The 13,951-nt window shown below is 76.2% G+C and carries 4 protein-coding genes; 1 reads left to right on the plus strand and 3 read right to left on the minus strand.

The window, feature by feature from the left end:
* The first annotated feature begins 28 nt into the window (after window positions 1-28).
* Window positions 29-619 carry a TetR/AcrR family transcriptional regulator gene (locus ACFVWU_RS41885; RefSeq protein ID WP_387631311.1) on the plus strand — a complete coding sequence of 197 codons (591 nt, stop codon included), beginning with the start codon at window positions 29-31 and terminating at the stop codon, window positions 617-619.
* Between the two features lie 180 nt (window positions 620-799).
* On the opposite strand, the gene ACFVWU_RS41890 is transcribed toward ACFVWU_RS41885, so the two are convergent.
* The 3 genes from ACFVWU_RS41890 to ACFVWU_RS41900 all read right to left on the minus strand — a co-directional run bounded on the left by ACFVWU_RS41890 (window position 800) and on the right by ACFVWU_RS41900 (window position 13,940).
* Complete coding sequence (locus tag ACFVWU_RS41890) at window positions 800-1,312, minus strand: GNAT family N-acetyltransferase (protein WP_387631314.1); 513 nt, start codon at window positions 1,310-1,312, stop codon at window positions 800-802.
* Between the two features lie 36 nt (window positions 1,313-1,348).
* Window positions 1,349-1,552 (minus strand): MbtH family NRPS accessory protein, encoded by a 204-nt coding sequence (locus ACFVWU_RS41895; protein WP_043505857.1) that lies wholly within the window; start codon window positions 1,550-1,552, stop codon window positions 1,349-1,351.
* A 73-nt stretch (window positions 1,553-1,625) separates the two neighbouring features.
* Window positions 1,626-13,940: an amino acid adenylation domain-containing protein gene (locus ACFVWU_RS41900; RefSeq protein ID WP_387631316.1), complete on the minus strand. Its 12,315-nt coding sequence runs from the start codon at window positions 13,938-13,940 to the stop codon at window positions 1,626-1,628.
* Window positions 13,941-13,951 lie beyond the last annotated feature (11 nt).

The raw sequence follows: 13,951 nt of genomic DNA on the forward strand, positions 1-13,951 counted from the left end.
GTCTACTACCGGCTGGTAGACAGTGTCCATGACTGATCAGGACAGGGACCTGCGCGCCCGGCTGGTGGCCGCCGGCGTCGAGCTGGTGGCGCGGGAGGGCGTGCACGCGCTCGGCCTGCGCGAGATCGCCCGCCACGCCGGGGTCTCGCACGGAGCGCCGCGCCGCTACTTCGCCACCCACCGCGACCTGCTCGCCGCCATCGCCCGGCACGGCTTCGGGAAGCTCACCGACTGCCTCGCGGGCGCCGACGCCCTCGTCGCCACCAGCGGCGCCGACGCGCGCACCCGCATCGACACCCTCGCCCGCGCCTACCTCGGCTTCGCTGCGGCGAACCCCGGCATGTTCGAGCTGATGTTCCGTCACGATCTGCTGGAGGGCAGCGGCGCCGAACTCCGCCGCACCACCCTGCCGCTGTTCCTGACCTTCGCCGGCCTGATCGCGGAGGTCCACCCGCAGCGTGATGACCCGACCGCCGCCACCGCCGCCCTCTGGGCCAACCTGCACGGCCTCGCCCAACTGCGCGCCTGGGGCAGCCTGCGGCTCGTCACCGGCGGTACGGACATCGACCCGCTGCTGCGCGCCACCCTGGACGCCCACCTCGGCCCGGCCACCCGGTGACGCCGTCGACGCCCGCCCGCAGCGGGTCGTCGAGCGCGGCGACCCTCCGGCCCGGCCACGGCAGTCGGGCCCGTGGCGCCGCGCCCCCGCTTCCGGCGCCGGTACGACCGAACGGGAGCCGTCCGGCCCCCGGCGCAGTGGAACGCGCCGGGGGCCGGACCACGCCTCGGGCCGACCGGATCACCTCACGTCGGCCGTGGCGATGACCACCACCTTCGCCACCGAGCCGTCCTCGTCGACCGAGTCGCGCAGGTGCCGGAAGCCCAGCCGCTCGCACATCGCCAGGCTCGGGGTGTTCTCCGCGCCCACCAGGCCGTAGACCTCCTTGAGGCCGAGCTCGTCGGCGGCGTAGCGGATCAGGCCGCGGACCACCTCGGAGCCCAGGCCCCGGCCCCAGAACTCCGGGACGAGGGCGGCGATCAGCTCATGGCCGTCGACGTTGCCGGTCCGCTTCACCTCCGCGTGGCCCGCGTAGGCGCCGTCCAGCCACAGGCCCCACACGTCGAAGATCTCCTTGGGGTACACCTCGGTCAGGATCGCCTTGAACAGCGTGCGGATCTGCGGCTCGGGCACGAGGTCCTGGCCCATCCAGCGGCACACCTCCGCGTTGCGCAGGAGGGAGACGAAGGCGTCCTCGTGCTCGGGCCGGTAGGGGATGAACTCCAGGTGTTCGGTGCGCAGCACGGGGGTCACGGTGAGCTCCTCGGGGGTTGTCGTGGGACGGTCACGTCAGGCTTCGGCGTTCTCCATGCGCTCGCGCAGGCTCCGCGGCCGCATGTCGGTCCACACCTCGTCGACGTAGGCGGAGCACTCCGCCTCGGTGCCCTCCTTGCCGACGGGCTGCCAGCCGGCGGGCACCTCGATGTCGACGGGCCAGAGGGAGTACTGCTCCTCGTCGTTGCGCAGCACCTGGTAACGGGTGTTCTCGTCCATGTCTTGCTCCTTCGTCATCGTCGGTTCTTCATCGGCGGTGTGTTTCAGGCGGTCCGACCGGGGTGGGCGGTGGTCACCGTCCTCCCCGGGCGTGCCGGGCGATGTGGCGCAGCGCGGCGGCGAACTCCTCGGCCGCCCGCCGCACGGTCGCGGTGTCGTGGACGGCGGGGCGGTGGTGCCAGGTGAAGGCGAGACGGCCGTGCTGCGCCGCGCCCACCACCTCGACCGGGTGCGAGCCGCCGTCGCGGGGGTCGTGGTCCTGGCCGAAGGAGCCGAGTTCGGCCCGGACCAGGCCGTCCCCGGCGGCCTCGGGGCGTGCGTCCCACTGGCCGAGGTAGTTGAAGACGACCTGGCCGTGCACGCCGGCGGCCAGGCGCTCGCGGACCTCGGGCGGGCCGAAGGTGCGCAGGGCGCCGAAGCCCAGTCCGTTCCCCGGCACCTCGCGCAGCTGGCGGCGGACCGACTTCACCAGGGCGCGCCAGTCGCGGTCCGGGGCGAGGTCCTCGGGGGCGGGGACCTGGAAGGTGACCGGGTAGACGGTGGTGAACCAGCCGACCGTGCGGGACAGGTCCACGCCGTCCAGCACGTCCTCGCGACCGTGGCCCTCCAGGTCCAGCCGGATCCGCTGGTGCCCGGTCCAACGGGCCAGCGCCAGGGCGAGGGCGGCCAGCAGCACGTCGTTGACGCGGGTGCGGTAGGCCGCCGGGGCGGCGCGCAGCAGCGCCTCGGTGTCCGCCTCGTCCAGTTCCACGGTGACCGCCGCGGTCTCGACGGCCGCGGTCTCGACCGCGGCGGGCTCGACCGCAGCGGGCTCGGCGGCGGTCCCGGCGGGTGAACTCGGAGCCGGGTGGGCGGTCACCGCTTGTTCCCAGTACGGCAGTTCGTGGTCCAGACCGCCCTCGGCGACATGGGCGGCGAGCCGCTGCGCCCACTCCCGGAAGGAGGTGCCGCGCTCCCCCAGGGTGATCGTGGCGCCCTGGACGGCCTGCCGGTAGGCGCTCTCCAGGTCGTCCCGCAGCACCCGCCAGGAGACGGCGTCGATCACCAGGTGGTGGGCGACCAGGAGCAGCAGGGCCGGGCGGCCCGGGGCGCCGGTGAACAGGGCCGCCCGCAGCAACGGGCCCCGGGCCAGGTCGAATCCGCCGTGCAGCTCGTCGGCGGCCTTGGCCATGGCCGCCTCGGCGTCCTCGGCGGACCGGCCGGTCAGGTCGTGGCGGACGAGGAGGTCGTCGGTGCGGGCCGGCGGCGGGTTGAACTGGTGCCAGCCCGTCTCCTCGCGGGTGAAGCGCATCCGCAGCGCGTCGTGGTGCTCCAGCAGGGCGTCCAGCGCGGCCCGCAGCGCCCGCGGGTCCGGGTCGGCGCCGAGTTCGAGCAGCGTCGACTGGTTGAAGTGGTGGTGGGCCGCGCGCGGGGTGGTGAGGAACCACTCCTGGATGGGGGTGAGCGGCACGTCGCCGGTCACCGGGCCGTCGTCGCCGGGTTCGGGGGCGTCGCGCACGACGGTGGCCAGTTCGGCCACCGTCTGGTGGGTGAACAGGTCCCGGGTGGCCAGGTGCAGGCCGTCCCGGCGCAGCCGCGACACCGCCTGCATGCTGAGGATGGAGTCGCCGCCGAGCAGGAAGAAGTTGTCGTCGGCGCCGACCTCCTCGATGCCCAGGACATCGGCCCAGATCCGGGCGATCCGGCGTTCGGTGTCGGTCCCCGGCGCGCGGTACGGACCGGCCGCGCCCTGGGCCGGCCCGGGGTCGGGCAGGGCCCGCCGATCGGTCTTGCCGTTCGGGGTGAGCGGCAGCCGTTCCAGCGGCACGAACACCGACGGGACCAGGTGCGGTGGCAGCGACTCGGCCAGGTGGGCGCGCAGTTCCAGGGCGGAGGGGGCCTCCTCCGCCGGGTCGGCGGGGACGACGTAGGCGACCAGCCGGCCGCCGCCGGGGGCGTCGGCGCGGACGGTGACGACCGCGTCGCGCACCAGGGGGCTGCGGCGCAGCGCGCTCTCGATCTCCCCCGGCTCGATCCGGAAGCCGCGCAGCTTGATCTGGTCGTCGGCGCGGCCGGCGAACCGCAGCTGGCCGTCGGCGCCGCGGCGGGCGAGGTCGCCGGTGCGGTACATGCGTTCGCCCGGCGCGCCGTACGGGTCGGCGAGGAAGCGCCCGGCGGTCAGCCCCGGGCGGCCGAGGTAGCCTCGGGCGAGGCCTGGTCCGGCCAGGTAGAGCTCGCCGGTCACGCCGGGCGGTACGGGCCGCAGGGCGGTGTCCAGGACGTAGGCGCGGGTGGCGCCGCTGGGGCGGCCGATCGCGGGGGTGCCGGTGTCCGCTGTCAGCGGGCCGGTCCAGGTGGCGACCACCGTGGCCTCGGTCGGGCCGTAGGAGTTGACCATCCGGCGGCCGGGGGCCCAGGTGTCGACCAGGTCGGCCGGGCAGGCCTCGGCGCCGACGATCAGGGTGCGCAGGGCGGGTAGCGCGTCGGCCGTCTCCGGGTCCACGGTGGCCAGGGCCGCCGGTGGGATCAGGGTGTGGCTGATCCGCCGCCCGGCCAGGACCTCGGCCAGCCGCTCGCCGACCAGCGGCCCCTCCTCCCCGGTGACCAGCGCGGCCCCGCTGAGCAGGGAGACGCACACTTCCAGCACGGAGGCGTCGAAGCTGGGTGAGGCGAACTGGAGCACCCGGTCGCCCGGGCCTACGGCGTACTGCTCGGCCGCGGCCGCGGCGAAGGCGGCGAGTCCGCGGTGGGTCACCAGCACGCCCTTGGGCGTCCCGGTCGACCCGGAGGTGTAGATGACGTACGCCGGGTGTCCGGGGCTGAGCGGGCGGGTGCGGTCGGCGTCGGTGGGCGGGGTCTGCGGCCCGTCCGCCGTCCACACCCCGGCCGGGTCGTCGAGCAGCACGGTGGCACCGGCGTCGCGCGTCATGAACTCCCGCCGCGGCGCCGGGTAGTCCGGGTCCACCGGGAGGAAGGCGGCGCCGGCCTTGGCGACGGCGAGCTGCGCGACCACCGCGGCCGCGCCGCGGGGCAGGGCGAGGGCAACCAGCCGCTCCGGTCCGACGCCGCTCCGGATGAGCTGGTGGGCGAGCCGGTTGGCCGTCCGGTCCACCTCGGCGTAGCTCAGTTCCCGTTCGCCGTCGAGCAGTGCCGGGGCGTCGGGGGTGCGGGCGGCCTGACGCTCGAACAGTTCGGCGAGGGTCGCCTCGGGCACCGGACGGAAGGTGCCGCGCGCCCGGTCGAGCTCGGCGGCGAGTTCGTCCGCACCGGCCAGCGGCAGCGCGCCGACGGGAAGCGCCGGGTCCTGGGCGAGGGCGGTCAGCAGGGTGCCGAGTTGGTCGGCCATCCGCTCGGCCGTGGTGGGGTCGAACAGGTCGGTGTTGTAGGTGAGCAGGCCGTGCAGCGCGCCGGAGTCCGTCTCGGCGAACTCGAGCACGAGGTCGAAGGCCGCCTGGGTGGACTCGCTCTCGACGTCCGTCACGGCGAGGCCCGGCAGGTCGAGGTCGACCGAGGGGGTGTTCTGCAGGACGACCAGGACCTGGAAGAGCGGGCTGCGGCTGGTGTCGCGCACCGGCTGCAGCTCGTCCACCACGCGCTCGAACGGCACGTCCTGGTGGGCGAAGGCGTCCAGGACGGTCCGCCGCACCTCGCCGAGGAAGTCGGTGAAGGGCTGCCGGGGTTCGACCCGGGAGCGCAGCACCAGGGTGTTGACGAAGAAGCCGACGAGGTCCTGGGTCTCGGGCCGGTCGCGCCCGGAGGTGACGGTGCCGACGGCGATGTCCTGGTCGCCGCTGAGCCGGGCGAGGTAGGCCTGGGCGGCGGCGACCAGAGTGGTGAACAGGGTGGCGCCCCGGTCCCGGCCGACCCGGGCCAGCCGGCGGGCCGTGTCGGCGGGCAGGTCCACCCGGGCGGTGGCCCCGTTGCTGGTGCGCACCGCGGGCCGGGGCCGGTCGACGGGCAGGCGCAGCGGCTCGACGCCGGCCAGTTGCCCGGCCCAGTAGGCGAGTTGGCCGTCGCCGGGGTCGACGGCGGCGCGCTGCCAGTGCGCGTAGTCGGCGTAATGCACCGGCAACGGCGCCGGCCCGGTCTCCCCCGGGTCGAGTTCGGCGCGGTAGAGGTGGGCCAGGTCGGTGAGCAGGACGGCGGTCGACCAGCCGTCGGTGACGATGTGGTGCAGGGTCAGGGCCAGCACGTGGTCGTCGTCCGCCAGCCTGACCAGGCCGGTGCGCAGCAGCGGTCCGCGGCGCAGGTCGAAGGGGCGGGCGCGTTCGGCGGCGAGCAGCCCGCGCAGCGCCGACTCCCGCTCCTGTTCCGGCAGTTCGGACAGGTCGTGCAGGTCCATCGGCACCTCGCGTGGCGGGTGGACCAGCTGGACGCCATGGCCGTCGACGCTGTCGAAGGTGGTGCGCAGCGACTCGTGGCGGGCCGTCAGGGCGTGCAGGGCCGCGCCGAGGGCGCCGGTGTCCAGTGCGCCGCGCAGGCGCAGCGCCAGCGCGGTCACGTACTCGGCGCCGCCGGGGGCGAACTCCTCCAGGAACCAGAGGCGTTGCTGGGCGTACGACATCGGCGCCGCGCCGTCCCGGGCGACCGGGACGACGGCCGGGCGGCCCTGGCGGCCCTGGGCCTCGGTGAGCAGCCGGGCCAGGCCGGCCGGGGTGGGGTGGTCGAACACCGCCCGGGGGGTGAGGTCGGCGTCGAAGGCCTCGGCCAGGCGGGCGGCGAGCCGGATGCTGAGGATGGAGTCGCCGCCCAGTTCGAAGAAGCCGTCCCGCACGCCGGGCGGCGGGGTGTCCAGGACCTCCCCGAAGACCTCGGCGACGCGGCGCTCGGCCTCGGTGCGCGGCTCGACCCGCTCGCGGTGTCCGGTGCCGTGCTCCCGGTCCGGCGCCGGGAGGGCGCGCCGGTCGACCTTGCCGTTGCGGCTCAGCGGGAGGGCGGGGAGCGGGACGAAGGCGGCGGGGACGAGGTAGTCGGGCAGTGTGCGGGCGGCGAAGGCGCGCAGGTCCTCCGGGTCGGCTCCGGCCGGGCCGACCACGTAGGCGACCAGCCGCTTGGCGCCGGAGTGGTCCTCGCGGACGGCCACGGCGACGTCGGCGACCCGCGGGTGGGCCGCGAGCGCGGCCTCCACCTCTCCGGGTTCGACCCGGAAGCCGCGGATCTTCACCTGGTCGTCGGCGCGGCCGAGGAATTCGACGGCGCCGTCCGGCCGCCGCCTGGCCAGGTCGCCGGTGCGGTACATCCGGGCACCGGGCGGGCCGGCCGGGTCGGCGAGGAAGCGGGCCGCGGTCTCGCCGGGCCGGCCCAGGTAGCCGCGGGCCACGCCCTCGCCGGCCACGTACAGTTCGCCCGCGCAGCCCGGCGGGACGGGCCGCAGGCGCCGGTCGAGGACGTGGACCCGCCGGTCGTCCAGGGGGCGGCCGATGGGCACGGTGTCGGGCACCGCCGCCGCCTCGGTGAGGGCGAAGGAGGTGGCGAAGGTGGTGGTCTCGGTGGGCCCGTAGCCGTCCACCACGGTCAGCCCGGGGCAGGCCGCCAGGACCCGGCGGACCGCGGCGGCGGGCACCGTGTCCCCGCCGGTCCACAGCGTCCGCAGGCCCGCGAAGCAGTCCGGCGCGTCCTGGGCGAGCAGCCGGAAGAGTCCGGCGGTGAGCCAGAGCGCGGTCGGCCCGTCGGCCCCGGCGAGCCTGCGCAGCAGCGCGGCGTCCACCGGCCCGTCGGGGGCGACGAGCACGCAGCCGCCGTTCAGCAGCGGTGCCCAGACCTCGAAGGTGGCGGCGTCGAAGGCCACCGGAGAGTGCAGCAGGACCCGCTCGCACCGGCCGTCGGCGAAGCGGCTGTCGGTGGCGAGCGAGGCCACGTCGCGGTGCCGTACCGCGACGGCCTTGGGCTCCCCGGTGGATCCGGAGGTGAACATCACGTAGGCCAGCCGGTCGGGGTCGGCCGGCGTCAGGGCCGGCGCCGACCCGGCCGCCTCCTCGCGGGCGGCGGCGACCTGCTCGGCGGTGAGCCGGCGGGCGGCGCCGGCCCGGGCGAGCAGGGCGCGGCGGCGTTCCTCGGGGGCCCGCTGGTCGACCGGCAGGTAGGCGCCGCCCGCCTTGAGGACGGCCAGTTGGGCGACGACGAGTTCGGCCGAGCGGTCCATCGGCAGCGCCACCCGGGCCTCGGGCGCCAGGCCCTCGGCCAGCAGCCGGGCGGCCACCCGGTCCGACCAGTGGTCGAGCTCGCGGTAGGTCAGTTCGCGGGCGCCGTCGCGCACCGCGGGCGCGTCGGGGGTGCGCCGGGCCTGCTCGGCGAAGCGCGTCAGCGGGCTGCCGGGCGCCGCCGGACGGGCGGTGGGGTGCCAGGCGGCCAGCAGCTGCCGGTCGGCCGGGGTGAGCGGGTCCAGGTCGTCGATGGCGCCCGCGAGGCCCTCGGCGAGGGCGCCGAGCAGGCGGGCCAGGCGGTCCGCCGCGTCCTGGGCCGTCCGGTGGTCGAACAGCCCGGGGTCGTAGGCCAGGTCGAAGCCGAGCCGCTCGGTCAGGTGGGCGCGCAGGCACCAGGGGAAGGTGGTGGCGTCGTCGGCGCGCACCTCGACCACCCGGACGCCGGTCCTGGCCGCGGCCGACTCGTCGACGGGATAGTTCTCGAAGACCAGCATGCTGTCGAACAGCGCCTCCCCGGCGGGCAGTTCACTCAGCGCCTGGATCCGGGACAGCGCCAGGTGGTCGTGGCGACGGCCGTCGCTCTGCCGCTCCTGCAGGTCCCGCAGCCAGGGCAGCACATCGCCGGAAGGTGTCCGCACCCTGGTCGGCACGGTGTTGATGAACAGGCCGATCATCGACTCCACGCCGGGCAGTTCGGCCGGGCGCCCGGACACGGTGGTACCGAAGACCACGTCGTCGCCACCGCCGTAGCGCGCCAGCAGCAGGGCCCAGGCGCCCTCCACCACGGTGTTGACGGTCAGTCCGGCCGCGGCGGCGTTCTCCCGCAGCCGGCGGGACAGCGCCTCGTCCAGTTCGCGGTGGACGGCGGCGGTGGCCCGGGCGCGGTGGGCCTGGACCGGCGGGCGGTCGTACGGCAGCGGGGTCCGTTCGGTGAATCCGGCCAGGGCGTCGGCCCAGTGGTCCTCGGCCGCGTCCTGGTCCTGCTCACGCAGCCAGCCCAGGAAGTCCGCGAACGGCCGCCGGACCGGCCGGGGAGCCTGGGGGCCGCCGGTGAGCGCGGCGTACTCCTCGCAGACCTCGGTGAGCAGCTGCCCGGTGCTCCAGCCGTCCAGGACGATGTGGTGGGTGGACCACAGCAGCAGCACCTCGTCGCCTGGCAGCGCGGCCAGGGTGAGCCGGGTGAGCGGAGCGGTGGAGAGGTCCAGCCCGGCGGCGCGGTCCTCGGCGAGCAGCCGCTCGGCCGCCGACTCCCGTTGCTCCGACGCCAGTTCGCGCCAGTCCCGGTGGCTGACGGGCAGCACGGCGCGGCGGGCGACCAGCTGGACGGGGTGTGGCAGGCCGCGCCAGCGCACGCTGGAGCGCAGTGCCGGGGTGCGGTCCGCGACCCGTTGCCAGGCGTCGGCGAAGGCCCGCGGGTCGGCGACGCCGGCCAGCCGCACCGCGACCCGGTCGACGTAGGCGCCGTCGGTGTCCACCAGCCCGTGGAAGAGCATGCCGGACTGCAGCGGGGTCAGCGGCAGCACGTCCTCGACCTCGCGCCCGTCGCCGACCAGCCGGTCCAGCCGGTCCTGGTCGAGGCCGGCGAGCGGGAAGTCCGACGGGGTGCGGCCGCCGGCCCCGGGGCGGGAGCAGTGCTCCGCCACCTCCCGCAGCGCGGCGCGCATCTGCTCGGCGAGGCCGCGTACGAGGGCCTCGTCGTAGACGGCTGTGGGGTAGGTCCAACCCAGTTCGAGGCGGCCGTCCTGGACGACGCCGGTGACCTCCAGCAGGTAGGGGCGGGGCTCGTCCGGGTCGCTGTCGCGGCCGGCCGGGGGCAGCTGGCCGCGGACCAGGCCGTCGGCGCCGCCGCGGCCGTCCCACTGGCCGTGGTAGTTGAAGCCGACCTGCGGCGCGGCGTGGCCGGTCGGCAGGCTGTCCGACCGCAGGTGGCGCAGCGCGCCGTAGCTGAGTCCGCGCAGCGGGACGGCGCGCAGCTGCTCCTTGACCGAGCGCAGGGTGTGGTGCCAGCCGGCCTGGGGATCGACGTGCAGGGCGAGCGGGAACTCGGCGGTGAACCAGCCGACCGTCCGGGACAGGTCCAGGTCCTCGAAGAGGTCCTCGCGGCCGTGCCCCTCCACCCCGACCAGCACGGTGTCCCGCTCGCACCAGCGGGCCAGGGTGCGGCCGAGGGCGCTGAGCAGGACGTCGTTGACCTGGGTGCGGTAGACCTCGGGGACGTCGCGCAGCAGGGCCTCGGTGGTCCGCTCGTCCAGCGTGACGGTGACGGTGGCGGCGGTGGCGTGGGTGTTGGGGGCGGGCCGGCCGGCGGGCAGGCCCGCGGGGGCCGTGCCGGTGGCGGTCCAGTGGGCGGCGTCGCCGTCCAGGGCGCCGGCGCGGGTGTGCCGCTCCAGCCGGGTGGCCCAGTGGCCGTAGGCGGTGCCGGCCGACGGCAGTTCCACCGGCGCTCCGGTGCGGGCCGCGCGGTAGGCCGTTTCGAGGTCGGCCAGCAGGATGCGCCAGGAGACCCCGTCCACGGCCAGGTGGTGGACGGTGAGGACGAGTTGGCCGGGCAGCTGCCCGCCGCGGTCGAAGTGCAGGGCGCGCACGGTGCGGCCCTCGACGGGGTCGAGCGAGCGCTGGGCCTCCTCGGTGGCCCGCTGCACCCGCTCCTCGAGGGCGGTGGCGTCGAGGCCGACCGCGTCGTGGTGGCCGAGGACGCCCTCCGGCCGCTGGTCCGCCACCTCCTGGCGCCAGCCGGCCTCGGTGTGGCGGAAGCGGGTGCGCAGCGCGGCGTGGTGGTCCACGAGGGCCAGGACGGCTTGGCGCAGGGCCTCCGGGTCGGTGCCGGGGGCGAGTTCCAGGCGCTGGGTCATGGTGAAGCGCAGGGCGTCGCCGGGGCGGCGGCCGTCGAGGTACCAGTGCTGGATCGGGGTGAGCGGCGCCTCGCCGGGCGCGCTCTCGCCCGGGTCCGGGCGCTCGACCGACTCCGTGACGTTGAGCGCCAGTTCGGCGATGTTCTGGTGCCGGAAGACGTCCTTGGCGGTGAGCGCGAGCCCGGCGGCCCGGGCACGGGAGACGATCTGGATGCTGAGGATGGAGTCGCCGCCGAGCGCGAAGAAGTTGTCCCGGGCGCCGACCCGCTCCACGCCCAGCACCTGGGCCCAGATCGCGGCGAGTCGCTGCTCGGTGCCGGGACGCGGTGCGACGTACGGGGTGGCGCGGTCGGGCCGGCTCGGCGGCGCGGGCAGCGCGCGCCGGTCCGTCTTGCCACTGGTGGTGCGGGGGATGCGGGCCAGCGGGACGAACGCGGCGGGCACCAGGTGGTCGGGCAGGGTCCGCCGCAGCCAGGCCCGCAGTTCGTCGGCGGGCGGCACCCGGTCGCCGGCCGGCACCGGGTAGCCGACGAGCATCGTGCGGCCCGCGTGCTCGCGGGCGGCGACCGCGCAGTCGGCGAGGTCCGGGTGGGTCAGCAGGGCGGCCTCCACCTCGCCGGGCTCGATCCGGAAGCCGCGGATCTTGAGCTGCTCGTCGACCCGGCCGAGGAACTCCAGCTGCCCGTTCGCGTCCCAGCGGGCCGAGTCGCCGGTGCGGTACATCCGGGTGCCCGGGGCGCCGAAGGGGTCGGCGAGGAAGCGGGCGGCCGTCAGCCCGGGCCGGTTCAGGTAGCCACGGGCCACTTGGGGGCCCGCCAGGTACAGCTCCCCCGGCATGCCGGGCGGGACCGGCCGCAGGGCGCCGTCGAGCAGGTAGGCCCGCAGGTTGCGGCCGGGGCGGCCGATGACCGGGCGGCCGGGGTGGTCGGCGCACCGGGCGTAGGTGGCGTCGACGGTGCACTCGGTGGGCCCGTACACGTTGTAGGCGGTGACGCCGAGGTCGGTGTGCGCCGCGCACAGCTCCCGCCAGGTGGCGGCGGGCAGGGCCTCGCCGCCGACCAGCAGCAGGCGGGGGTGGTGGTGCGGACCGGGCGCGAGCAGTCCGGCGGCGGTGAGTTCGCGCAGGAAGGAGGGGGTGACGTTGACCAGGTCCAGTCGGCGTTCGACGACCAGGGCGCGGAACGCCTGGGGGTCCAGCCGGACGTCCTCGTCGATCAGGTGGAGTTCCTGGCCCAGCGCGAGCAGCAGCGGGCCCTCCCAGCTGGTGTCGAAGGAGAAGGAGGCGCTGAGCGCGACCCGCAGCCGGCCGCCGTCGGCGGTGTGCGGCGCGACCAGTTCCTCACGGTGGTCCCGGCAGAGGTTGACCAGCTGCCGGTGCTCGACGGCCACGCCCTTGGGCCGGCCGGTCGAGCCGGAGGTGAAGACGACGTAGGCGGTGTGCTGGGGCAGCAGCGGGCAGGTCCGGTCGGCGTCGGTGAGGTCGTGGTCGGGCAGCGCGTCCCAGGGCACCTCGCGCAGCGTCCGCTCGGTCAGCACCGTGCGCGGCCGGGCGTCGTCGAGCAGCAGGGCGGCCCGCTCCTCGGGCAGGTCCGGGTCGACGAAGAGCACGGCGGCGCCCGCCTTGAGCACCGCGAACAGCGCCACCGGCAGGTCCGAGGTGCGCGGCAGCCGGACCGCGACCGGCTGTTCCGGGCCCGCGCCGAGGGCGACCAGGTGGCGGGCGAGCCGGTTGGCCCGGGCGTTGAGGGCGGCGTAGTCGAGGACGGCGTCCCGGGCGACCAGGGCGGTGGTGTGCGGGGTGCGTGCGACCTGAGCCTCGAACAGGGCCGGGAAGGTGGTGTCCGGCTCCGCGGGCAGCGGCTCGCCCCGCCCCCGCACCAGCACCTGCTGCCGCTGAGCGGCCGTCATCAGGGGCAGGTCGCCGACGGCCGTGGTCGGGTCCTCGGCCGCGGCCTCCAGCAGGGTCCGCAGCCAGGCCGCCAGGTTCTCGGCGGTCCGCGGGTCGAACAGCCCGGTGTTGTACTCCAGGTGGCCGGTCAGGCCGCCGTCGCCCTCGACGAAGTCGAAGGAGAGGTCGAAGGTGGCGCCCCGGACCGGCGGGGTGACCGGCTCGACCACCAGGCCCGGCAGCCGCGGCACTTCGGCGCCGAGGTTGTGCAGCGCCACCATGACCTGGAACAGCGGTGTGCGGCTGGTGTCGCGCTCCGGCTGGAGTTCGTCCACGAGGCGCTCGAAGGGCACCTCCTGGTGGCCGAGGGCCTCCAGGACGGTGGCCCGGGCGGCGGCCAGCAGCTCGCGGAAGGACGACTCCGGGCGGACCTCGCCGCGCAGCACCAGGGTGTTGACGAACATGCCGACCACATCGTGGAGTTCGCCGTGCTCGCGGCCCGAGGTCACGGTGCCGACGGCGATGTCCCGCTGCCCGGCCCAGCGGGCGAGCAGTACCTGACAGGCCGTCAGCAGCACGGTGTAGAGGGTGCCGTCGGCCTCCCGGCCCCGCGCGCGCAGCCGTGCGGTCAACTCGGCGGGCAGCGTGAAGGTGACCAGGGCGCCGTCCCGGCCTCGCACCGCCGGGCGTGGCCGGTCGGTGGGCAGCTCCAGCGGGGCCAGCCCGGCCAGGGTCCGCCGCCAGTACGCGAGGTCGGCCTCGGCCCGGTCGGTGCGGGCGCGCTGCCAGGCCGCGAAGTCGGTGTAGCGCACGGGCAGTGCGGGCAGGTCCGGGCGGCGGCCGCCCAGGGCCGCCGCGTACAGCTCGGCCAGGTCACGACCCAGGACCCGCATCGACCAGCCGTCGGTGGCGATGTGGTGCACCGCCAGCGCGAGCACGTGCTCGTCCTCGGCCGACCGGGCCAGCCGGGCCCGCAGCAGGGGCCCGGCGGCGAGGTCGAAGGGGGTGGCGGCGATCCGCTCCAGCAGCGCGTCGAGGCCCGCCGGGTCGAGGTCCTCGCAGGGCAGCTCGACCGGGTGCGGCGGGCGCACCACCTGTCGGGCCCGGCCGTCCCGCTCGGCGAAGGTGGTCCGCAGCGCCTCGTGCCGCTCGACCAGGGCGTCCAGCGCGGCGCCCAGCGCGGCGCGGTCGAGCACTCCGCGCAGGCGCAGCACGGCCAGCGTGGTGTACTCGGTGCTGCCCGGCTCGAAGCGGTCGAGGAACCAGAGCCGCTGCTGGGCGTAGGACAGCGGCGGTTCGGCGTCCGGGTCCGCGAGGACGGGGATGGCGGCGGGAGCGGAGCCGGCCGGCTCGCCGAGGGCTTCGGCCAGGTCCGCCAGCACGGGGTGGGTGAACAGCAGCCGGGGTGAGAGGTCCGCGCGGCCGAAGGCCGCGCGGAGCCGGGCGGTGACCCGTACGGCAAGGATGGAGTCGCCGCCGTGGGCGAAGAAGTCGTCCTCGGCGCCCGCCTCGGCGGTGGCCAGCACCACCGTCCAGG

This window comes from Kitasatospora sp. NPDC058190 (assembly GCF_042883685.1).
GTDB lineage: Bacteria > Actinomycetota > Actinomycetes > Streptomycetales > Streptomycetaceae > Kitasatospora.